We start from the raw sequence: 22,010 nt of genomic DNA, 5'->3' as shown, positions 1-22,010 counted from the left end.
TTCGACCAGACATGCTGAACCGCCGAACCGCTGGAACGTGCGCCCCCGCGCCACACAGGAAGCAGGCAGACAGCAGATATGACCGCCAGCACCGGCGCCGAACCGATCGCCACAGCCACCGGCAGCGTGAACCCGACCATCCACCACCGCAGATCCGCCCCGCTGATCCAGACCGCCAACGGCCGTTCGCTTGAGGAGGTCAACGCCTCAATCACAGTGCCGAAAGACAAGGCGCCCTTCTGGAAGAACCTGGCCGCCTTCTCCGGGCCGGGCGCATTGGTAGCCGTGGGCTATATGGACCCAGGCAATTGGATCACCTCGATCGGCGGGGGCGCGCAGTATGGTTACCTGCTCATGTCAGTGGTGCTCATCTCGTCCCTGATCGCGATGATGCTCCAATACATGTCCGCCAAACTTGGAATTGTCACCGGTCTGGACCTGGCACAGGCCACCCGCCTGCACGTTGGCCGCAAACCAGGCTTCGTCCTCTGGATCTGCACCGAGTTGGCGGTCATGGCGACGGACATCGCCGAAGTGATAGGTGGGGCCATAGCCCTGAAGCTCCTGTTCGGCATCCCGCTGATTGTGGGTGTGGCCCTGACCGTACTGGACGTGCTGATCCTCCTGCTCCTGACACACGTAGGCTTCCGCCGGATCGAAGCGATCGTCTCCGCACTGATCCTGATCATCATGGCGGTCTTCGTCTACGAAGTCGTGCTCGCCCGTCCGGACGTGCCTGCCGTGTTCGCCGGTTTTCTGCCGAACAAGCAGATACTGGGCAACGGACAGCTGACCATGGCCCTGGGAATCGTAGGGGCCACGGTCATGCCCCACAACCTCTATCTGCACTCCTCGATTGTGCAGACGCGCGACTTCGACCGCAAGGACGACAAGCAAGTGGCCAATGCCGTCCGTTTCGCCACTTGGGATTCCAACCTCCAACTGTCCGCAGCGTTCGTCGTCAACTGCCTGCTACTGGTATTGGGCGCCGCCATGTTCTTCGGCCATGGCGATGGTCTGGACACCTTCACGGCCCTCTACAACGCACTGGGCGACCAGAAGGTCGCGGGACCGGTCGCATCCGGCCTCCTAAGCACCCTCTTCGCCGTTGCCCTGCTCGCCTCCGGCCAGAATTCAACGATCACCGGCACCCTGACCGGGCAGATCGTGATGGAGGGATTCATCCGCATGCGCATCCCCATCTGGCTGCGCCGCTTGGTCACCCGCATCATCTCGATCATCCCGGTGCTGGCCTGCGCCATCATCTTCGGTGGTAAGGAGTCGGCCCTGGACAGCCTCCTGGTCTACTCGCAGGTCTTCCTGTGTGTGGCCCTGCCCATCTCGATGATCCCCCTGGTCTGGTTCACCTCGTCGCGCAAGATCATGGGCAAATACGCCAACGCCCGCTGGCTGGCCATCCTGGCCTGGATTGTCGTGGCGGCCCTGACGGGGCTCAACGCACAGCTGCTCATACAGGATGTGGGCGAGCTGGTCGCGCTCATCTGAATTCCGAACGGTTCATGGAGTCCTGCCATAGACGCCGCCTAGCCTGCGGGAAGCGGCCACTACGCTCTGAGGTGCGGAACATACCCCTGCCGCCCCAACGATGTTAGGGTCGGAAGTGAAGGCACATGGGAAGGTTTCCCATCAAACCGCGACAACACCGGCTCCGAACCGGACGTGGACGTCCGAGGCCAGCAAGAGCGGCGGCGATGCCCCCAGAAAGCGTGAATACGCCATGGATACCAGACTCACCACCGACCAGGGCCAGCCCTGGGGCGACAACACCCACAGTCAGACCGCAGGCACACGCGGCCCCATCCTCATGCAGGACTACCAGCTTCTGGAGAAACTGGCCCACTTCAATCGCGAGCGCATCCCCGAACGTGTGGTCCACGCCAAGGGGGCCGGCGCCAAAGGCAGTTTCAAGCTCACCCGCGACATGAGCCCGTACACCAAAGCCGACGTGTTCAACGGCGCCGGCAAGGAGACACCGGTTCTGATCCGCTTCTCCCAAGTGGCCGGCGAAACGGGCTACCCTGATACAATGCGCGACGTTCGCGGTTTCGCCCTGCGCTTCTACACGCAAGAGGGCAACTATGACGTGGTGGGCAACAACACGCCGGTGTTCTTCGTCAACGACCCGCTCAAGTTCCCCGACTTCATCCATTCGCAGAAACGTGATCCCGCAACCCACCTGCGCACCCAGGAAATGCAGTGGGACTTCTGGTCGCACTCGCCCGAGTCCGTCCACCAAGTCACCTACCTGATGGGCGACAGGGGCAACCCGGCCTCCTACCGCACCATGAACGGCTACGGATCGCACACTTTCAAGTGGGTCAACGCCTCCGGCGAACAGTTCTGGGTCAAATACCACTTCGTCAGCGCCCAGGGTGTCAGGAACATGACCAACGAGCAGGCCGCCAGGGCCGCCAGCGAGGACACGGACTACCTGCTCCACGACCTATATGACGCCATCGACCAAGGGAACCACCCCTCCTGGAAGGTCTGCGTGCAGATACTGCCCTACGACGAGGGACTGCACTACAGGACCGACATCTTCGACGTGACCAAGACCGTCTCCAAGAAGGACTACCCGCGCATCGAAATCGGCGAATTCACCCTCGACCGGAACCCGGACAACTACTTCGACGAGGTGGAGGAGGCGGCCTTCTCACCCGCCAACTTCGTGCCGGGCATCGAACCTTCGCCCGACAAACTCCTCCAGGGTCGCCTCTTCGGCTACAAGGACGCCGAACGCTACCGGCTGGGTGTCAACTATGAGAGCCTGCCTATCAACCGGCCGGTGAGCGAGGTGCATAATTACGAGCGCGACGGTTCCATGAGCCAGGGGCAGGACGGCTCCGTCAACTACGAGCCCAACTCCCACGACGGCCCGCTTGAGGACCATCAGGCAAGGATGCACGGCGATGCCGTGGAAGGCGAGACCGAGTATTCGCAACCCTACGAGGTCGACCACTTCTCCCAGGCCGGCGACCTTTACCGGCTGATGAGCCCGGAGGAGAAGGACCGTCTGATCGATACCATCGCAGGCACCCTGGGCACGGTGGATAGCCGCGAAATCAAGGTCCTGCAGACCAGGATCTTCTACCATGCCGACCACGGGTACGGCGAGCGCGTGGCCCAGGCCCTGGGATTGAGCATGGACGCGATCCTCTGATTGCATCCTGCCGCATCCCATTCTGACCGGACCGTCCTTCTGACCGGACCGTCCTTCGGGACGGACTGGCCATCCGGAGTTCTGGTCATGACACGCTGACCCTGTCACCAGCCCGCAAAGCGGCCACTGTGTGCTATTATGAAGCAGTTGTGACCTGGAGGATTCGCCTAGTGGTCTATGGCGCACGCTTGGAAAGCGTGTTGGGTTCACGCCCTCACGAGTTCGAATCTCGTATCCTCCGCCAGCTCAGACCCCTCACTGTTGAGGGGTTTCGTCATAATTGAGCCCAATCACTCTTGCACTAATGCAGCCAATACGCTGTCGACACCAGTCTGCCTGCAAACCGACCGGATGACGGGACCGCTCCTCCCCACCCGCATCGTACGAGACCCGGCTGTATCCTGGATCCAGGCGAGCGCGGAAAGCGAGGAATGCCATGGCACAGAACCACAGCGATCGGTGTTAAGGCATACGGTGGTTGGCACCGTGATAGTCAGCGATGGCGCGGTTCTGTGCGCCCAACGAGGAGCGGCACAATCACTCTCGGCGGGTATTGGTAGTTCCGCTGGATGCGGGAGGGCGCAGGAGAGCCGTCCTGGGAGGACAGCCACTTCATACCGGTCTTTGTGATGCGCAGGGAGGAGTCCCGAGCAGCCAGGTACTACTACGTCGGTCGGGTAGCGTCATTCGATGACTCGCGGCTGGTGGAGCGGACCGCGTCCAACACCAGCACGGGCATGAAAGCCACCGTCACCGACATACGTCTGGCCAAACCCGTGGACAGTGGACTATACCGGCACCTGACGGGGAACTCCGGCCTGTGAACCATACGATGGGGGGGGGGGCACAATCCAGCCTTTCGCCGTTTGACAGCGCGACGGCCGGCCGCACGGACGGATACGGCTATAATCGGCTAACAGGCAGGCACTGAAGTGCAAACCCCCAAGATATGGTGAATGGATAGATGGCATTATGCGCAATGGAGTGAGTGCCGGCAGCGTTACGAACGCCCGAAAAACCGCCGTTGCAGGGGATTGCAAGGTACGGCCGGGCATGGGGCTCAAATCCTGGCTGGACAGAATCCGGGCCTTTACTCCTTTGCTGATGGCTGTGTGTTCACTACTGGCCGGCTGCTTTTTCATCGCAACGACCAAGCCCGGGCACACCCCGGATGTATGGTCCCATGTCTACCGAATCAGCGGGATGACCAACGGTGATTGGCTGGCGAAGCCGGTCGGCTCCAGAAGCTTCCTGCACAACACCACCGGGAACGTCGGCGGGGATGTGGACCGCGCCTGGCTGGACTATTCCTGGCAGGTGTTCGACGGTTACGACTCATCCATAGCCCTGCCCGATTCCATCAGCCCCAGCGACCAGGGGAAAGCGACTGTTGCACTGCCATACAACAACACCGCCACGAATTCACCTGTCGCTTACCTACCGCAGCTGTTGGTCTTCGGATTCGGCAAGTTGGCGGGCCTGTCGGCCAACGCCACATTCTATGCGGCCGAAGTCGCCATGCTGCTGGTCTTCACCCTCTGCCTGCTCATGAGCCTGAGCGTCCTCCCCCGCTGGCGCATCGCCATGGGGCTGCTCCTATTGGTCCCCGTCCTGGCCTTCCACATGCGCACGGCTTTCACCATCTCTGCGGACTCGATGACTCAGGCCATCGCCCCCCTCTTCCTCTGCCTGGTCTTCAGTTCGCTCATCCAGCCGCCAACCAAACGCCGTTGCGCTTCCACCGCGGCAGTGGGACTCCTGCTCGCCATGTGCAAGTTCATATACGCCCCACTGGTCGCGCTGCTCCTGCTGCTCCCCCTGGCGCGGAAGGCAGGGAGGACAGCACCCGAAAACGGCGGCCGCGACCGGTTCGTACCTGCTGTATCCATCGCAGGGGTGGGGGCCTCCGCGGCCTGGCTCCTGGCCTGGATGAAACTGAATGGTTGGTACGCCACGGCTCCCATGTTCGTGTCGTATGACGCCATGCTTGCGAAGAAGCATGACCTGCTCACCAGGCCGGCGACCATCGCCGCTGTGCTGCGTTCCATCGCATGGTCCATAAGCCACGGGCAGACCAACAACAGCAGCCAGGGAGGCTCCCGCGCCCTTATCACCGTCTGGCTGGGGCTGACGCTCCTGTTTGCCCTCCTGCTGCTCGCCACGGCCGTACGCACCCTTGGCCGCTCCGAACTGTTGTTCTGCTGGTCCTCCTACCTGCTCAACCTCCTCATAATCCTGCTGACATATCTGGCCCTGTGGCTGCAGTACACCGGATCCGGTGCGGTCGGCGTCCTGGGCATGCAGTTGCGCTATTTCCTGCCTCTGGTGGCAGGCTGGGGCCTGTGCGCTCTCACCTGCATGCAGGCGCTATGGGACAGATGGCGAACCACGGGACAGATGCCCCCCTTCAGCCCATCCCACCACTGACACATCCAGCACCGCTGCCGGGGGAACGGCACGCCGCTTGGCTTCGCGGGTATTTGCACGAAGCGGAACAAAGGACACACTTCACCGTTTGCGCCGCGGCATACCTAGACTGGAAGCGATGGTACATAGGAGGCCGATCATGGTAGACAAGAACGATAAGACACCTTCGCCGCATGGTGACGCCAAACAGGACCCGCACCCGGGGGACGGTCAGGACCCACAGCCCAGGACCGAAGCGACCAAAACCAGGAACCGCAATCCGGGCAGCGGCCGGAAGCACGGCGGCGAACAAGCCGAGCACCGCACCCCAACCACCCATTCCAAGGCCAGCGATACCACTCAGAAGGACCGCACCGGAACCAAGGAAGGTGGCCGGCGCAAGGAGAAGGCATCCACAGCCCAATCCGACCACGGCAAGAGCCAGGACGGTCCATCCGTGGCGGAGCAGGCAGGACATCTGGCGGGCACGGCCATGCGGAACGTCAAGGAGCACAGTCGTTACAGCCCGCTCTACCTGGGCTTCGCCGTGGCTTTCGCGGTGGCCTCGCTGGGTTTGGCTTTCTCCACCTTCCCCATCTTCCTCTCCCTGCCGGTGGCGGGCGTCCTGCTGGGTGTGTCGGTCTGGCTCCTGGGGCACGTGGGCGTCATCAAGCTGGGCGGCGGTGAGGGCGAAGGTAACCGTGCCAAGCAACACCGCAAGTCGGTCAGACTGACCGTCATCAGCAGCCTGGTTGGCCTGCAGATAGCCGTCACCGACATCTTCCTGTTCACCCGCCTGGGCTCCGTAGGTCCCAGACAGAGCGGGATCGTAGTCGCCTGGCTGATCGCGACGGCCTTGGAAGCATTGGGGGCAGCGGTCATCGTCGCCGCCGACCTTCACCACCGTCGCTGATCCGAACCATTCCACACGGCTCCCCCCCCCCCCCACGTTCCGGGGCGGGAGACGGGCCTTGTATTGTCACACCTGACATCAGCGACCGTACGCGATGGACGACCATGGGCCAGCCTGTCGAACTCTCCCTCATGGGGGCAGCTGGTCTGTTCCAAGGTCCGCTTCCACAGCGGGTCCTTAATTCGTCGACATCTGCGGGGCTGGCGACAGCGGAAGCCCGATACGGTTTACCTCTCCTCTGTGAGCAAAATAACAAATGCCGGTCACTGTGCGTTTCTGTGAGATTCTGGTAGCGACAGGAGGCCGGGCAAACGGCGATTTCCCTGATCAGCAATCCCGCAATCACGCGGCAAAGCGAACACAAGCGGAAGCGACAGCACACCTGTTTCGATGATAGATTATGAGTACGGATGCACCGCGGTACCGTATGGCTCCACGGCCGCACACGGCGCCCCAGCGGGCGGCAGACGGGGATTACAGGCTGACCGGCAGCGATGCCGGCAGCAGGGTTCATAGGAAGGAACACGCATATGGCGAATCAGAAGGAAGACGATGCAATCGTTGTGGACGGCTCGCTCTTCGAAGAGGATGCCGAGACGAAGACCCGCGAGGCCAACAAGGTGGCCAAACGTTTCGGAATCAGCGATGAGGCCCTGCAGGGGGTCGAGGACTTCAAGAAGCAGCTGACCGAGCACAAGGCCTGGGACCTGCCGTTCATGGGATATGTGAACGAGGACGGCTACGGCTATGCCTATGTGCCTGACCAGGCGGTTGCACCCGGCGGTTGGGACGCGCACAAGGCTTTCGAGGAGCTGCCACCGGACGTGCAGACCGCTTTCGCCATCCGCATGCTCTTCACCCACCGCGACGTGGACCGTTATGGCGCCAATATGTTCCTGCACTATGATCGCGGACTGAATGTACGATTCAACATCCCCGTCTCCCAGAGCTACTGAGGCTCCCATCCCTGCCAGCACCCATTCAGAGATCCTGGCAGGATAAGGCCCAAGGGCCCCGTCCGGGTTGCTGCCGGCGGGGCCTTTCCGTTATCGTTCCGTCATGCGGTAGCTGCGGGCACCGGCACTTGCGTGTTCATCAGCGGGTAAGGCGGCCCCGCATATCCACCCAATCCAGCGGCTTCAGCCCATGCGAGGCGGCGAGCCCGGCCGCCCGGTCGAATCCGGCATGCCAGTTCCCCGCCGGGTGGCAGTCGGATCCCAGGCAGACCGGTACCGGCCGCCCACCGTCGTCCCGACCGGCGATGGTCTCAAGCAGCAAGTCGTAGAAGGTCTCCCTGCCGTATGTATACATGCTCTTGGTGTTCAGCTCCACCACCAGCCCCTGTCGGTCGCAAGCGTCGATGATGGCCCGGATGCGCCCGCCGAAGCGCCGGAATAACACGCGGCTGTCGATGGAGGGTCGGTAGCGGAAGGGGTAATCCAGGTGGGCCAGCACTTGCGCCTGCCCGCCCAGCCGTTCCACTCCCTCCAGCACCAGGTCGAAGTACGCCTTGGCATAGTCGTCATCCCCCATCGAAGCATGCGCCTCGGTCTCGATCCAGTCATGGCCCTGGTAGGCGTGGAAGCTCAGCAGCCGCAGGGCGATGCCGTCCGTGGCCACAAGCTCCTCCAACCGCCCCAGGTGCTCCCTGCAGTAGCCCACCTCGGCCCCCACGACCGTTTCGAGCCCAGCATCCCCGGACTCCTGGCGGATGAACTCCATCTGCCGGGCAATCTCAGCGAAGTCGGGAACATCATCGCGCCCGTCGTCAACCGAGTTCGCCAGTTCAAGATGGTCAGTCGTCAGCAGCAGGTGGTTCTCGCGGTCCAGATAGGCCGACAAGGGTGAATCGCTGTCGAACGAGTAGCTGGAATGCACATGGAAATCAGCCGGCATACCGCTCTCTTCCCCGTCCTGGGCTAATTGATGAGGCCGCCAAACAGGACGATCAGGATGGCGGCCAACTCGATCACGAAGAACATGGTCAGGGCCGACCAGGAATGGGTCAGTGTGTTGAGTGGCGAGTCCTTCCTGACACCGATCAGGATGGCCACGAACAGGACCGCAAAGACCGCGACGGACAGTCCGGCGGCAAGGATGCCCAGGTTGGCTGCGTTGGCCAGCACCGAGGACTGCTGGTAGATGACATAGGTCCCGTACCAGAAGTTGAATTTGAGAAGGCAAAGCCCGGCGATCAGCTGTTCTGCCGCTATGCCTACCACGAAGAGCACCCTCCAGAACCAGGATGAGGATTCGATGATCGACATGCCCAGGCCCACGAACGCCACCAGAGTGACTGTCCAGGCAATCAGGGCGATGCCACGCGGATCGAGACCCGAGACCAGCCGCAACACGCCAGCGGTATGGTGGATGGCCAGTGTCCGTCCCAGGCCATAGGGCACGACGATTGCCAGCAAAGCGGCCAGGATGAAGACCACCCAACGCATCGGCTTGGCCTGCTTGCGCTGGATGTCCGCCAGGGAGTATTCGGAGTCGGCAATCGTGGCCTCGGGATGGGCCGACACTTCCCGCCGTTTCATCGACCGCTCCCCCTGCGCCTCTACACCCGAACGGTAACGCGTGTCCGTCAATCCATGAACTCCCGGCCGTTGGCGTCCTGATGCCAGAAGGAGCCAGGATGCGAGCACAGGATCAGGATGCCCTCCACCAGGGCCCAGATGGAGGAGATGACCGGACCCACGATGACGATCCAGCCGACGACTGTCAGTACAAGCTGGCAGACGCCACGGCTGGTCCTGCCGAGATAGAAGTTATGGATGCCGAGACTGCCCAGGAAAATCGCCAGCAGGCCGGCCGCGACCTTGGACTTGGGCGAAACGACCTGCGGAGCCTGTTGGCCATATGGCCCGTACTGGCCATATGATCCTTGCCCGTAGGCACCATTCTGCCCGTACTGCTGCTGTCCGGGCTGGCCGTACTGCTGATAGGCGGCCTGTGCCTGGGTCCCTCCATAGGGTTCCTGGTACTGCCCCTGGTATTGATTCTGCTGGCCGGGACCGTAGGCCTGCCCGTTGTTCTGCGGAACGGCGGCTGGTTGAGCACTGTAGCCCTGGCCGTCATACTGCTGCCCACCGTAGGCCCCGCCGCCGTATCCCGCCTCCCCCGGCACCTGGTACTGCCCCTGGTAGGGAGCACCCTGGTAACCCGGCTGCGCAGCTCCTTGGCCGACCTGGCCGTAATCCGCCTGCCCGGCACCCTGCACCTGCTGCTGCTGGTCGTTATCCATCGCATCTCCCTAACCGAGCCTCGCGCCCCCCGCCACCGCTCATCCGAAGCGGAACCGATTGAATGCAGACGCTATGTGACACCAGTATATTCGATGAGCCAGCCAAGAGCTGGTTCACCCGCCATTGCCGCGTTTGTGGCAGCTGCGGGCTAGAATCATAGCGATGACCACCCGAACCTCCTCTCCCGCCCGAACCGGCCAGCCAGGTGCCGTGCACCAGGGCGCAACCAGCTATAGCGGCAAAAGCGGCAGGCTTTCACGGTGGGCGGGATGGATCCTGACCACGCTGGCCTGCACCTGGATGGCCCTATGCATAGCAGTAGGCCCGATTTACCGGGCCGATGGCGGCATCGCCGACTTCGGCCCCTTCAATTACGCACTTCTGCTGGCCTCGTTCGTGCTCACCATGGGTCTGGCCATCGGTTTCTCACGCCGGCCCGGTCATGGTCCAGGCACCCACCCGCTCACAGCCCAAGCGAGCGGACGGGGCCTTGCCCGGCTGATGGCCCGCTTGCATGACTGGCCCTGCCTGCGCCCGCTCCGACGCCTTCTGTGGCGGCTGACGCGGGGTTGGAAGCCGCTCCTGCTCCTTCTGCTGGCCGGCTGGTCCTGGATCTGGGTCACCCTACTGGCGGCTTATGGTGCCGATTTGGTCTCACAGACCCAGGAGGTCGCCTCATGGCTGGCTGAGCGGGGCGGGGCCCGGCTGCCCTACCTGCAGGGGCCTACCATCATGGATGTCTACCCCACGGCCCACTACCTGTGGCCGCAGACCCCGACCTACCTGACCGACCAGCACAACCTGCCGCTCACCCTGCTCTACGGCAGCTCGATAGCGCTCTCCCGGCGGCTGACCGGCGCCGGCGACCTGGCCGTCATCCTGCTGGCCGGACTCCAACTGGTGTTCGCGGCCTTCTGTTGCGCCGTCACCGCCGACCGTTTCTTCCAACCGGCCCGCGCCTGCCACCTGACCGCGCACCCCGAAGCCCAGGGCCTGCCCGAGGCGGGCACAATGGCCCGGGTGCTGACCCTGCTGGCTTTCCTGGCCGGGCCTCTGGCCATCCTCAGCACCATATCCCTGACAAAATCCCCGCTGTTCGCCTGGGCCTTCCTCTGGTGGACGGGCCTGGCCTACGAGCTGAGGGCCACGCGTCAAGCCGGCCTGCCCCTGCGCTGGCGAGCCCGGATGGCGTTTATGGTCTCCACACTCGTCATGCTTTGCTCAGCAAAATACGCGGTCTATATCGTTGCCATCCAGCTTCTGGTCCTGCTCCTGAGTGACCGGCGGCGCTGGAGGCTCCATCTCCTATGCCTCCTGACCCCGCTCCTCGTTTTTGAGGCGACCATGGGTATGCTGACCGGCTCCGGGACGGTGATCAAGGGGGATCCCATCGAAGGCAAGGGCATCCAGCTCCAGCAGATCGCCCGCGTGGCCCAGCGCAACCCGTCCGGCATCCCCGCAGACGCCAGGGCCGACCTGGTCCCGATCATGGACTTGGACGCAGCCGGTTTCGCCTACACCCCCAAGGACGCGGACAGGGTCAAATCCTCCGGCCCCGAAGGCAAGATCGTGGTCTACCGCTGGAAGACGGTCAGTGCATCGGACATGCGCGGCTTCAACAGGGCATGGGCACGGATCGGTGAACGGAATCCGGTCATCTACCTGGACGCCTTCCTGGCCAAGTCCTACGGCTATTTCGACCCGGCCGACCACGCCTATGTGCCGATGGCCTACTACGTCAACAACGGCTATGTGCAGGAGGACTCCGCCTGGATCCGTTACTGGTGCCACGGTTGGCGGGACTGGGTGGCCTGGTTCGCCCGGGCCTGGGCGGCCGTGCCGGTGCTTGGCTGGCCCGCCTCCGGCAACTGCTGGGTGCTGGCCGCGCTTATCCTCCTGTGCTGTGAGGCCTTGCGAGGCCGCTGGGGGGACATCCTGGACCAGCTGCCCCTGCTCCTCCTGATGGGCGTCATGATCGCTGCGCCCGCCAACAATTTCGAGCGTCACATGCTCCCCGTCGTCTTCGCCCTCCCCTTCCTCCTGATTGCCTTCCACCGCCGCAGTGTTGAGGAGGCAGCCCTATCGCCCGCCCGACAGCGGTAGGTCGGACCTGTCCCCACGCGAGGCAGGCCAACCTCTGCCGGCCGCAGTGATACGGCCTACCGCACCTCACTCAAGGCACGCGAAAGGGCCCGTCGCCAACCGAATCGGTTGTGCGACGGGCCCTCAATGGCTCCAGACAATCAGAGCATGGCCAGGTCCAGGGGGACACCCGGGCTCATAGTCGAGGCGACCGTGGCCTTGGTGATGTAACGGCCCTTGACCGTCGCCGGCTTCAGACGCTTGATCTCCTCGCTCACGGCGTGGAAGTTCTCGGCCAGCGCCTTCTCCTCGAAGGACGCCTTGCCGATCAGGAAGGACAGGTTGCCGTTCTTGTCGACACGGAACTCGATCCTGCCGCCCTTGATCTCCTTGACGGCCTTGGCGACATCCATGGTCACCGTGCCGGTCTTGGGGTTGGGCATGAGGCCACGCGGACCCAGGACACGACCCAGACGACCGACCTTGCCCATCATGTCGGGCGTGGCGACGACGGCATCGAAGTCCAGGTAGCCGCCGGCCACCTTGGTCACCAGATCGTCGTCACCGACCTCATCGGCTCCGGCCTCGGCGGCCGCCGTGGCCTGGGGGCCGCGGGCGAAGACCAGGACCTTGACGGTCTTGCCGGTGCCGTTGGGCAGGTTGACGGTGCCACGGATGAGCTGGTCCGCCTTACGCGGGTCCACGCTCAGCCGGTAGACGGCCTCGACGCTCTCATCGAATCCATACTTGGGCATGGACTTGATCAGGGCGATGGCCTCCTCCGGGGTGTAGAGGTTCGAGCGGTCGATCTTCTCGAGCGCTTCGCGGTACTTCTTGGAACGCTTTGTCATCTGCTTCTCCTATCAGCAGTCGCGGTGCGGGCTAGCGTCGCCCTGCCGCAGAACTTTCAGTCGGTGACGGTGATGCCCATGGAACGGGCGGTGCCTTCGACGATCTTCATGCCGGCCTCGACGTCACGCGCCGAAAGGTCGGGCATCTTGGTCTCGGCGATCTCACGCACCTGGGCCTTGGTGACCGAACCGACCTTGGTGGTCAGCGGGTTGCCGGCGCCCTTCTTGACGCCAGCGGCCTTGCGAAGCAGATCCGCAGCGGGAGGAGTCTTGGTGATGAAGGTGAAGGAGCGATCCTCGAAGACGGTGATCTCGACAGGGATGACCTGCCCCATCTTGTCCTTGGTCGCGTCGTTGTAGGCCTTGCAGAAGTCCATGATGTTGACGCCATGGGAACCCAGGGCCGGGCCCAGCGGCGGGGCCGGGTTGGCCTTGCCGGCCTCGATCTGCAGCTTGATCAGCGCAGTGACTTTCTTCTTCTTTTGAGGCATTGCTGCTTCTTCTTTCTACGAAGCGGTTCTCTCGAAAGCCCAGGGCCTTCTCCCGCAACTGTTATTTCCGGTGACGGGGACAAGCCCCGAACACCAAGCCTTCTCAGTATGCCACCCCAACCGGACGGGCGCGCAGGAATGGTCAGACGATCTTCTCGACCTGGTCGAAGCCCAGCTCCACGGGTGTGTCACGCCCGAAGATGGAGACCAGGACCGTGAGCTTCTGGGTGGTCGGTTCCACCTCGGACACGGCGGCGGCCATGGTGGCGAAGGGGCCCTCGGTGACGGTGACCTGGTCGCCCACCTGGTAGGACACCTCGACGGAACGCCGCTTGGCGGCCGCCGGCTTGTCGCCTGCAGCCTTGAGCGCCTCCGAGGCGATCATCGGTGCCATCATCTTGACGACTTCCTTGCGCGACAGGGGGGCAGGATCCTTGGTGGGCCCGACGAAGCCGGTCACACCCTCGGTGTCCTTGACGATGCGGCGGGCGTTCTCGTCCGGCCACATGCGAATGAGCACATATCCCGGGACGCGTACGCGGGACACGATCTTCTTGCCCTTGTCGGTATGCTTCTCGACTTCCTCCATCGGCACCTCGACCTGGAAGATCTGATCCTCCAGCCCGAAGGAGACGATGCGTGACTCGACGTTCGCCTTGACGCGCTTCTCATAACCCGAGTAGGTGTGGAGCACGTACCAGTTGCCCTCCAGCGTGCGCAGCTGCTTGGAGAACTCGTCCACGGCCTTCTGCCCGGCGTCCTGCTCTTCGGGCTCGTCCTGCCCGCTGCCTTCGGATCCCGCGGCACCCGATGCCGATGCATCCTCGGCGACCACCTCATCCGCTTCCGCCTGGTCGGCCTGCACCGCTTCGTCGGTGGCCTCGGCCGCAGCCTGTGCGACCTGTTCGCCTGAAGGGGCGCTGTCTCCGGCCTGGGGCGCGTGGTCCTGGACGGAGTCAGCCTGGCTGGAGGATTCCTGCTGGGCAGAGGTGCCCTGCCCGGCCGCCTCGGCTGCGCCAGCGACGGGGACCTGCTCGGTCGACGCCTCGTTCATCGCATCCGCCATCTGATCATCACTCATGTACAGAGCCACCTTCTCGCAAATGTAAGAACAACTACCAATCAGCCGAAGACCAGCATGACCAGCTTGCCCAGGCCGAAGTCCAGGGCTGTGACCAGGACCATCAGGAAGAGGACGAAGATGAAGACCGCCACGGACCAGCCGAGGAGCTCCCCGCCGGTCGGCGCGACCACTTTGCGAATCTCATCGATCACCTGCTTGATGAACATGCCGATACGCTTGAAGATGTTGGGCCTCTTCTGCTCAAGGGCCTGAGCCTTCTTAGCCATATCCGTCCTTCATTCGATCCTGGAACCAACCATTGGCAGGGAAGGCGGGACTCGAACCCACAACCTACGGTTTTGGAGACCGTTGCGCTACCAATTGCGCCACTTCCCTAGGAGATACCTGCCCACTGTACTCGCTCCGGTGGATACCGGAGGGTCGGCAGGACAGACCGCCAGGTTTTTACTCTAGCCCAAGGGGCCGATTCCGTCCACCCATCGGCTCCGTCGGTGTCGCACCCCCCAGGAAGCGCGCAGAAGGCCCGGCCGCCGACCTGGTCGGCCGATCGCCAACATCAGCGCACACGGATTCATAGGAGGACCAGGTCGTCGCGGTGGACGAAGGGGTGGGCGTACTGGTGGCCATAGCTGCGCGACAGCTCGGTAGTGGTGCGCCCCATCAGCCTGACCGCCTCCTCGGCGTCGTAGGCCGAGACCCCCTTGCCCAGGACTCGGCCCGTCTGATCCCGGATCCAGACCGGGTCTCCGGCGGAGAAGTCGCCTTCGACCCCGGTGACGCCGGCCGGGAGCAGGCTCGCCCTGCCGCCGGACACCGCTGTGGCGGCCCCGGGATCGGCTTCGTAGGAACCGCGCGGCGCGGAGGCGAACTTGATCCACAGCCGCCGGGCACTCCCCCGGTGCCTGACGGGGGCGAACACCGTGCCCACCGGGTCGCCGAACAGCGCAGGTCCAGCCAGCCCGGCCTTGGTCATCAGTACCGGAATCCCTGATACCGCGCCGATCCTGGCTGCCTCCAGCTTGGTGGTCATCCCTCCGGTGCCCACGCCGGATGTGGACCCCTCCGCGTCTATCGACTCCATGGCCTGGACCACGTTCGGCACGAAGGAGATCCGCCGGGCGCCCGGCCGCGAGGGCGGCTCGGAGTAGAGGGCGTCCACATCGGTGAGGAGCACCAGCGCATCGGCGCGCACGATGTTGGACACCAGGGCCGAGAGACGGTCATTGTCGCCGAAGCGGATCTCGTTGGAGGCCAGGGCGTCGTTCTCGTTGACAATCGGCACCACACCCAGGTCGAGCAAGCGCCCCAAGGTGCGGCGGGCGTTGCGGTATTGGGCCGCCTGGCGGGTGTCCTGCGCGGTCAGCAGGATCTGCCCCACCTTCAGGCCGTATACGGCGAATGCGGACTCGTAATGGGCCATCAGAATCCCTTGGCCCACGGATGCGGTGGCCTGCTTGGTCGCCACATCCTCCGGCCGCGCATCGAAGCCCAGGGAGCCGAAGCCCGCCGCGATCGCGCCCGAGGAGACCAGGACCAGCCGCGCACCTTGGAGACGGACCCGCGACAGGGCCCCGACCAGGGCCTGCAGGCGGTCCAGTCGCAGGTGGCCGCTGGCGGAGGTCAATGAGGAAGAACCGACCTTGACGACCACTGTGCCCGCCTGGGCCACCGACCGCCTTACCTCTTGCTCATCCATTCCGGCCATGACGCCCCTCCCGAAGCCTCGTCCGCCAGCTGCCGCCGACCGTCCAAACCGGCCCGCAGCAGGGTCAGCCCCTATCGGCCTTGTCGTCTGCCGCACCGTCCTCGTCATCGGACCGGCCGGCGTGGAGGGCCTTGCCGACCAGCCCCTCCCGATCCTCGGGGTCGTCGTCCACGGACGGATCGGCCCAATGCCCGGCCTCACGTTCGGCGGCCATGGCCTGGCGCACCGCCTGGCGGGCATCCATCATCCGGTGGTATTCGGCCCGCCGCTCGCTGTTGGTCCGCCGGTGGGTCCTGGTCTCGACCTCCTCCAGGCGCAGGTCCTTGCCGCGCGAAGCCATCGGCGTACCGTCCAGCATCTCGGCGCCTGCGGCGATGGTCGGATCCCAGTCGAAGGCCACCTGATCGCGTCCCGTCCCGATGCGCACCTCGTCACCGGCCCGGGCACCGACCTTGCGCAGCTCGTCCTCCACGCCAAGCTTGGCCAGGCGGTCGGCCAGGTAGCCCACGGCCTCGTCATTGTCGAAGTTGGTCTGGCGCACCCACCGCTCGGGTTTGGCGCCGGTGACCACGAACCAGCGGCCGCCGGCCTGGTCCTGCTGACGCTCCACATGGAAGGCGCCGGTGAAATCGTCGCGACGACGGCGCCGGGACCGGTCCTCCAGGGGGCGGATCACGACCCTCCCCTCCTCCTCGGCGGCCGCTTGGGCCTCTATACGCGCCCGCAGGCGTCCGACGAGCTCCGCAAGGTGGAAGCCCAGTTCCTTGAGCCCAGCGTGCGAGGCCGTGGAGACGATGAAGACCTGGTGCCCCATCCGTTCGAACTCGGGACGCACGAACTCGGCCAGTTCCCGGGCTTCGGGCACATCGGCCTTGTTCAGGACGATCACCCGCGGGCGCTCGGCTATGGGGATTGCGCCTAGGGGCAGCTCAAGCCTGTCGGCGTATCGGGCCAGCTCGGCCTCGATGGCCCGGTAGTCGCTCAGGGGGTCTCGGCCCGGTTCCAGGGTGGCGCAGTCAATCACATGGGCCACGACCTCGGTGCGTTCGATGTGGCGCAGAAACTCCAAACCAAGCCCCTTGCCCTGGGACGCCCCGGGGATCAGGCCGGGCACATCGGCCATGGTGAAACGCTCGGCCCCAGCCTGGACCACACCCAGGTTGGGCACCAGGGTGGTGAAGGGGTAGTCGGCGATCTTGGGCTTGGCCGAGCTCATGGCCGCGACCAGGGAGGACTTCCCGGCCGACGGGAAGCCGACCAGGGCCACGTCGGCTATGGATTTGAGCTCCAACATCACGTCGCGTTCCTCGCCCGGCTCTCCCAGGAGCGCAAAGCCGGGCGCCCGCCGGGTCCTGTTGGCCAGGGAGCGGTTGCCGAGCCCACCGGCGCCGCCTTGGGCCACGACGAAGCGGTCACCCGGATGGTTCAGGTCGGCCAGGCGCTCCCCCCGCTTCTTGGGCTCGCCCTCGCGTCCCACCGCGGCGAAGACTACCGTACCCACGGGCACCGGCAGCGTCAGGTCGGCGCCCCTGGACCCGTCCTTGTCGCCGCCCAGGCCCATGGTTCCCGCGCCCGCCGAGCGGTGCGGGGCGAACCGGTAGTCCAGCAGGCTGTTGGCGTTGGGGTCGGCCACCATGATCACGGATCCGCCGTCCCCGCCATCACCGCCGTCCGGGCCGGCCAGTGGCTTGTACTTCTCCCGCTTGATCGAGGAGGCGCCGTTGCCGCCGTCCCCGCCTTTGACGTGGACGGTCACGCGATCGACGAATGCGCTCATTGCTATCTACTCCCCCCGCATCCACCGGCCGGACGGATGCGGATCACTTACGGAAAAAGCCGCGTCCGGACGGGGCGCGGCTCTATTGAAAAGTTCGTTCTGGCTGTTCGCTCAGTCCGAGACGACGTCGACGACCTTACGGTCCCGGCGAACGCCGAACCTGACGCTGCCGTCGGTCAGGGCGAACAGGGTGAAGTCCTTGCCCAGGCCGACGTTCCTGCCGGGGTGGAACTTGGTGCCGCGCTGACGGACCAGGATGTTGCCCGCGACGACGGACTCGCCGCCGAACTTCTTAACACCCAGGTACTGCGCGTTGGAATCACGACCGTTGCGCGAGCTGGACGCGCCCTTCTTGTGTGCCATGTCTTAGTCCTTTCCCGACTGGAAGCTGTAGCGACCGACGCTCAGGCGATCGCGGTGATCTTGACCGTGCTCAGCTGCTGGCGGTGGCCCTTCTTGCGTGCCACGCCGGTCTTGTTCTTGAACTTCTGGATGCGGATCTTCGGGCCCTTGAGTCCGTCGTCGACGACCTCGCCCTTGGCGGAGACCTTGGCCAGGTCCTTCGCCGCCAGCGTCACCTTGGCGCCGTCCACGACGAGCGCGACCGGAAACTCGACCGACTCGCCCTTCTTGGCCGCCAGTCGGTTGACCGTGATGACGTCGCCGACCTCGACCTTCTCCTGATGGCCACCGGCCTTAACAATCGCGTACATAGCCCTACCTTGTCTGCCTCTCAAAGCTGCCCGCGCCTGAAGCCCGTCCCCGCCTAAGGGCGGGCGAGTCAGACACCAGCTAATCAGTATATAAGCAAGCGCGCCACCTCGTCAAATGGCAGCGCGCCGACGAAACACGCCCAGTCTATGCCTCCTGGACGACATCATCCCGGTCGTCCAGCCGGGAACCCGCGCCTTCGTCCTCCTGCCCCTCGGACGCCTTCTCGGCGGCGGCGGCGATCTGAGCCAGCTTCGCCTTCACGTCCGGGGAGGATCCCTTGGGCGCCGGCGCCTCCTTGGAAGCCTTGGAGCCATGCCCGTGCTTGTTGGTCTTGACGAACGGATCGCCGCCCTTGACCGCGTAGGGGTCGTCGTACTTGGCCGAGATGGTGGGCTGGTCGTGCAGGATGAAGCCGCGCCCATGGCAGGACGGGCACTCCTCGGAGAAGGCCTCGACCAGGCCCTGGCCCACGCGCTTGCGGGTCATCTGCACCAGCCCCAGTGACGTGACCTCGGCCACCTGGTGCTTGGTGCGGTCACGCGCCAGGCATTCCACCAGCCGGCGCAGGACCAGGTCGCGGTTGGCGGGCAGCACCATGTCCACGAAGTCGATCATGACCATGCCGCCGATGTCACGCAAACGCAGCTGGCGGGCGATCTCCTCGGCCGCCTCCAGGTTGCAGCGGGTGACGGTCTCCTCCAGGGACTTGCCTTTGCCGATGAAACGGCCCGTGTTCACGTCGATCGTGGTCATGGCCTCGGTGCGGTCGATCACCAACGAGCCGCCGGAGGGCAGGTAGACCTGGCGCTCCATGCCCTTGCGCAGCTGGCTGTCGATCTGCCACTTGTCGAACACGTCCTTGCCCTGGTGCTCGGCCGGATCCCAGCGCTCCAACTTGTCCTTCAGATCCGGGGCCATGGTGTCCAAATAATGTTCGATGTGCCCGTAGACGCGCTCACCCTGCACGACCAACCGGTTGAAGTCGTCGTTGAAGATGTCCCGCACCACGCGGATGGCGACGTCGGGCTCACCCTGGAGCAGCTTGGGGCGCTTGCCGTGCCAGAACTCCTGGCGCTTGGCCTCCACGTCCTCCCACTGCCGCTGCAGGTTCCCCAGGTCCTTCTCGATGGCCTCCTCGGAGGCTCCCTCGGCGGCGGTGCGGATGATCACACCCATGTCCTTGGGCGCGATCCTGGAGACAATGGACTTGAGCCGTGCGCGCTCCTTGTCGGGCAGCTTGCGGGAGACGCCGGTCATGCCGCCGGAGGGCACGAGGACCAGGAAGCGCCCGGCCAGCGTGATCTGCGCGGTCAGACGGGCGCCCTTGTGCCCGATCGGGTCCTTCGTCACCTGCACCAGCACCGGATCGCCGGACTTGAAGGCCAGCTCGATCCTCCTCGGCTGCCCCTCCAGGCGGGTGGCGTCCCAGTTGACCTCGCCGGCGTACAGCACGCCGTTGCGGGCCTGCCCGACGTCCACGAACGCGGCCTCCATGCTCGGCAGCACGTTCTGCACTCGCCCCAGGTAGATGTTGCCCACGGAGGAGACCTCGTCGATGTCGGAGACATAGTGCTCCACCAGGATCCCGTCCTCGATCACCGACACCTGGGTGTGGTGCTCCTTCTCCCGCACGACCATCTGCCGGTCCACGTTCTCACGGCGGGCCAGGAAGTCCTGCTCCACCAGCTGGGTCTGCCGGCTGCGCTCGCGGCGGTTGTCGCGCCGGCGCTGCTTCTTGGCCTCCAGGCGGGTGGACCCCTCAATGTCGGTGATCTCATCCACGTACTGCTGGCGGCGGGAGCGGCGGGCCGGCTCCTCATCGGCGTCCTTGGCCCCCCGGCGGCGGCGCCGGCGACGGGTCAGGCCTCCCTCATCCTCCTCTGCTTCCTCGCCCTTGCGCTTGCGGCGGCGGCCGCCGCGCTCACTGCGCTCGGAAGCGGGTTCATCCTCATCCTTGTCCTGGGACCTGCGGCGGCGGCGTGTGCGTTTGGGTTCCTCGTCCTCCTCGGACTCATCGTTCACGAACCGGATGTCGTCCTCGTGCAGGTCCTGCTCGATCTGCCCCACCTCGTCGGCGGCGCGGCGTTCCTCGGCGTTGAGCCTGCGGCGGCGGCGCGGGCGCTCCTCCCCGTCCTCATCCCGGCGTTCGTCGGCGTCGTCGTGCTCAGCGGCATGGTTGCCGCCCGAACGGGTCTTGCGGACGCGGCTGCGGCGGGCGGGCGCGTGGCGGCCGGAACCCGTCTCCTCCTCGTCTTCCTCAGCCTCGTCCTCGGCTACGGCAGCGGCGGGGATGACAGGCTCCTGGAAGAGCAGGGAGGTCATGGGCCGGGCCGGTGACTGGGTGCGGCCGCTCCTCCCCCGTGCGCTCTTGGCGGGCTTGGTCTCCTTGGTTTCAGCATCGGCGTTGTCCTCGCCGCTGTCGGCCTCCTGGGCCTGGCGGCTGCGCGCGCCGGCTGAGCGGGTGCCGACTGAGCGGCCTGACTGCACCCGGTGACGCCCCCTGCGGGGGCTGCCGGAGCCTTCATCCTCGCCCCCGTCTTCGGCCTGCTCGTCACGCCCGGAGCGACCGCTGCGACCGGTCTCCTCCCCTGCCTTGCGACGGACGGACCTGCGGCGGACGGGCCGTTCCTCGGCCTCCTCGGACCGGCGATCCCGGCTGTCTTCGCCATCCGTCTCGCCTGCGGCGGCCTCACCGGATCGGCTGGACCGGCGTGCACGGCTGCGGCTGGCGGCACCCTCCCCGGAGGCGGCAGCCTGCCCACGGGTGGTGCGCCGGCGGCTGGTCTTGCGGGCCGGCTTACGCTCGCCCTCGGAATCGGCGCCATCCACGGTAGGGGTGGGGGTGTCGGCATCCTCGGCGGTCGAGGCGGCGCGTGTACGGCGCCGGGTATGGACCTGCTCCCTCTCCTTGGCCTCCACCTGCACCGGCACCGGTGCGTCGGCAGCTCCGGTCCCGCGCACCACCCGGCGTCCGCCCCTGCGGCGGCGGGTCGCGTTCCCGGCGGCTTTCTGGCTCTCGCCCTGCTCGCTATGTTCGATGTTCTGCGAGGACTCGCGTTCGGCGCTGTCCTCTGGTGTTCTGTTCGGCACAATGGCTCCTTGCGACGCGCTGCACCGGGTCGCGCTCACGGCGGCGACGACTGCTCACACCGCGCTCTCACCGCGGCCGCGCACTGCGTGCGCATCGTCTGGACGCCTTCATAAAAGTCTTCCGGGGCGTAAACGGACACCGTCGCCTGCATTCGCACGAAGCGATCCATGCAAGGGGATCGACGCCTACGCTTCACGGTGGCCATGCAGGACCACCACTCCTCCAGTATGGCACACTTTCCCCGACCCCGCTCGGCCGCCTTCCCCGTACAGGCCCCGGCCTACCTACGGGCCACGGCTATGTTCCACCATGGGCGAACCGGGGCCTGGCCCCTATACACATCTCCGAGCCCACGAGAACGAGGCTGAACTCGTATGCCGCCTCCTGCCCCGCCTGAAGACCAGATAAGAGAGAAGACGACCCACCACACACGACGATCCACAGTCCACTACCGCACACAACACCCG

The 22,010-nt window shown here is 65.0% G+C and carries 19 protein-coding genes and 2 tRNA genes; 8 read left to right on the top strand and 13 right to left on the bottom strand.

Features of this window, described 5'->3' with window-relative positions:
* Nucleotides 1-78 precede the first annotated feature (78 nt).
* From CRD59_RS05490 to CRD59_RS05460, 7 genes are all read left to right on the top strand, one after another.
* Nucleotides 79-1,506 (top strand): Nramp family divalent metal transporter, encoded by a 1,428-nt coding sequence (locus CRD59_RS05490; protein ID WP_201736560.1) that lies wholly within the window; start codon nt 79-81, stop codon nt 1,504-1,506.
* Nucleotides 1,507-1,738: 232 nt separating this feature from the next.
* Nucleotides 1,739-3,181, top strand: a complete 1,443-nt coding sequence (locus CRD59_RS05485; protein ID WP_113853686.1) for a catalase — start codon at nt 1,739-1,741, stop codon at nt 3,179-3,181.
* Nucleotides 3,182-3,337: 156 nt separating this feature from the next.
* A tRNA-Ser gene (locus CRD59_RS05480) sits at nt 3,338-3,425 on the top strand.
* A 325-nt stretch (nt 3,426-3,750) separates the two neighbouring features.
* Nucleotides 3,751-4,005 (top strand): DUF3427 domain-containing protein, encoded by a 255-nt coding sequence (locus tag CRD59_RS05475; RefSeq protein ID WP_113853685.1) that lies wholly within the window; start codon nt 3,751-3,753, stop codon nt 4,003-4,005.
* Nucleotides 4,006-4,234: 229 nt separating this feature from the next.
* A complete protein-coding gene (locus tag CRD59_RS05470) occupies nt 4,235-5,608 on the top strand; it encodes a DUF2142 domain-containing protein (protein ID WP_161522284.1) in 1,374 nt (457 codons plus the stop codon).
* A gap of 139 nt (nt 5,609-5,747) precedes the next feature.
* Nucleotides 5,748-6,500 carry a hypothetical protein gene (locus tag CRD59_RS05465; RefSeq protein ID WP_113853683.1) on the top strand — a complete coding sequence of 251 codons (753 nt, stop codon included), beginning with the start codon at nt 5,748-5,750 and terminating at the stop codon, nt 6,498-6,500.
* 530 nt (nt 6,501-7,030) lie between these two features.
* Nucleotides 7,031-7,456 carry a glycerophosphodiester phosphodiesterase gene (locus tag CRD59_RS05460; RefSeq protein WP_113853682.1) on the top strand — a complete coding sequence of 142 codons (426 nt, stop codon included), beginning with the start codon at nt 7,031-7,033 and terminating at the stop codon, nt 7,454-7,456.
* A 139-nt stretch (nt 7,457-7,595) separates the two neighbouring features.
* On the opposite strand, the gene CRD59_RS05455 is transcribed toward CRD59_RS05460, so the two are convergent.
* The 3 genes from CRD59_RS05455 to CRD59_RS08280 are packed head-to-tail and all read right to left on the bottom strand — an operon-like array spanning nt 7,596 to nt 9,747.
* Nucleotides 7,596-8,396, bottom strand: a complete 801-nt coding sequence (locus CRD59_RS05455) for a PHP domain-containing protein (RefSeq protein ID WP_113853681.1) — start codon at nt 8,394-8,396, stop codon at nt 7,596-7,598.
* Between the two features lie 23 nt (nt 8,397-8,419).
* Nucleotides 8,420-9,040: a hypothetical protein gene (locus CRD59_RS05450; RefSeq protein ID WP_236632748.1), complete on the bottom strand. Its 621-nt coding sequence runs from the start codon at nt 9,038-9,040 to the stop codon at nt 8,420-8,422.
* 47 nt (nt 9,041-9,087) lie between these two features.
* On the bottom strand, nt 9,088-9,747 hold the full coding sequence (locus CRD59_RS08280) for a TM2 domain-containing protein (RefSeq protein WP_161522283.1): 660 nt from the start codon (nt 9,745-9,747) through the stop codon (nt 9,088-9,090).
* 163 nt (nt 9,748-9,910) lie between these two features.
* On the opposite strand from CRD59_RS08280, the gene CRD59_RS05440 reads away from it, so the two are divergent.
* On the top strand, nt 9,911-11,851 hold the full coding sequence (locus tag CRD59_RS05440; protein WP_113853679.1) for a DUF6020 family protein: 1,941 nt from the start codon (nt 9,911-9,913) through the stop codon (nt 11,849-11,851).
* A 140-nt stretch (nt 11,852-11,991) separates the two neighbouring features.
* Here CRD59_RS05440 and rplA read toward each other — a convergent pair whose 3' ends face one another.
* The 10 genes from rplA to CRD59_RS05390 form a co-directional block, all read right to left on the bottom strand.
* A complete protein-coding gene (rplA, locus tag CRD59_RS05435; RefSeq protein ID WP_113853678.1) occupies nt 11,992-12,681 on the bottom strand; it encodes a 50S ribosomal protein L1 in 690 nt (229 codons plus the stop codon).
* A 56-nt stretch (nt 12,682-12,737) separates the two neighbouring features.
* Nucleotides 12,738-13,172 carry a 50S ribosomal protein L11 gene (rplK, locus tag CRD59_RS05430; RefSeq protein ID WP_113853677.1) on the bottom strand — a complete coding sequence of 145 codons (435 nt, stop codon included), beginning with the start codon at nt 13,170-13,172 and terminating at the stop codon, nt 12,738-12,740.
* 142 nt (nt 13,173-13,314) lie between these two features.
* Nucleotides 13,315-14,238 carry a transcription termination/antitermination protein NusG gene (nusG, locus tag CRD59_RS05425; protein WP_407923120.1) on the bottom strand — a complete coding sequence of 308 codons (924 nt, stop codon included), beginning with the start codon at nt 14,236-14,238 and terminating at the stop codon, nt 13,315-13,317.
* A 56-nt stretch (nt 14,239-14,294) separates the two neighbouring features.
* Nucleotides 14,295-14,522: a preprotein translocase subunit SecE gene (gene secE / locus CRD59_RS05420; RefSeq protein ID WP_113853676.1), complete on the bottom strand. Its 228-nt coding sequence runs from the start codon at nt 14,520-14,522 to the stop codon at nt 14,295-14,297.
* Between the two features lie 33 nt (nt 14,523-14,555).
* Nucleotides 14,556-14,631, bottom strand: a tRNA-Trp gene (locus CRD59_RS05415).
* 196 nt (nt 14,632-14,827) lie between these two features.
* Complete coding sequence (gene proB, locus CRD59_RS05410) at nt 14,828-15,961, bottom strand: glutamate 5-kinase (RefSeq protein WP_113853675.1); 1,134 nt, start codon at nt 15,959-15,961, stop codon at nt 14,828-14,830.
* Between the two features lie 64 nt (nt 15,962-16,025).
* Nucleotides 16,026-17,738: a GTPase ObgE gene (gene obgE / locus CRD59_RS05405; RefSeq protein ID WP_113853674.1), complete on the bottom strand. Its 1,713-nt coding sequence runs from the start codon at nt 17,736-17,738 to the stop codon at nt 16,026-16,028.
* A 111-nt stretch (nt 17,739-17,849) separates the two neighbouring features.
* Complete coding sequence (gene rpmA / locus CRD59_RS05400) at nt 17,850-18,101, bottom strand: 50S ribosomal protein L27 (RefSeq protein WP_113853673.1); 252 nt, start codon at nt 18,099-18,101, stop codon at nt 17,850-17,852.
* Nucleotides 18,102-18,142: 41 nt separating this feature from the next.
* On the bottom strand, nt 18,143-18,451 hold the full coding sequence (rplU, locus tag CRD59_RS05395) for a 50S ribosomal protein L21 (RefSeq protein WP_113853672.1): 309 nt from the start codon (nt 18,449-18,451) through the stop codon (nt 18,143-18,145).
* A gap of 145 nt (nt 18,452-18,596) precedes the next feature.
* A complete protein-coding gene (locus CRD59_RS05390; RefSeq protein ID WP_407923118.1) occupies nt 18,597-21,542 on the bottom strand; it encodes an Rne/Rng family ribonuclease in 2,946 nt (981 codons plus the stop codon).
* Nucleotides 21,543-22,010 lie beyond the last annotated feature (468 nt).

Origin of the sequence: Bifidobacterium xylocopae, assembly GCF_003315615.1 — a bacterium.
GTDB lineage: Bacteria > Actinomycetota > Actinomycetes > Actinomycetales > Bifidobacteriaceae > Bombiscardovia > Bombiscardovia xylocopae.
The sequence above is the reverse complement of the archived record's forward strand: the minus strand, read 5'-3'. Positions and strand labels throughout refer to the sequence as shown.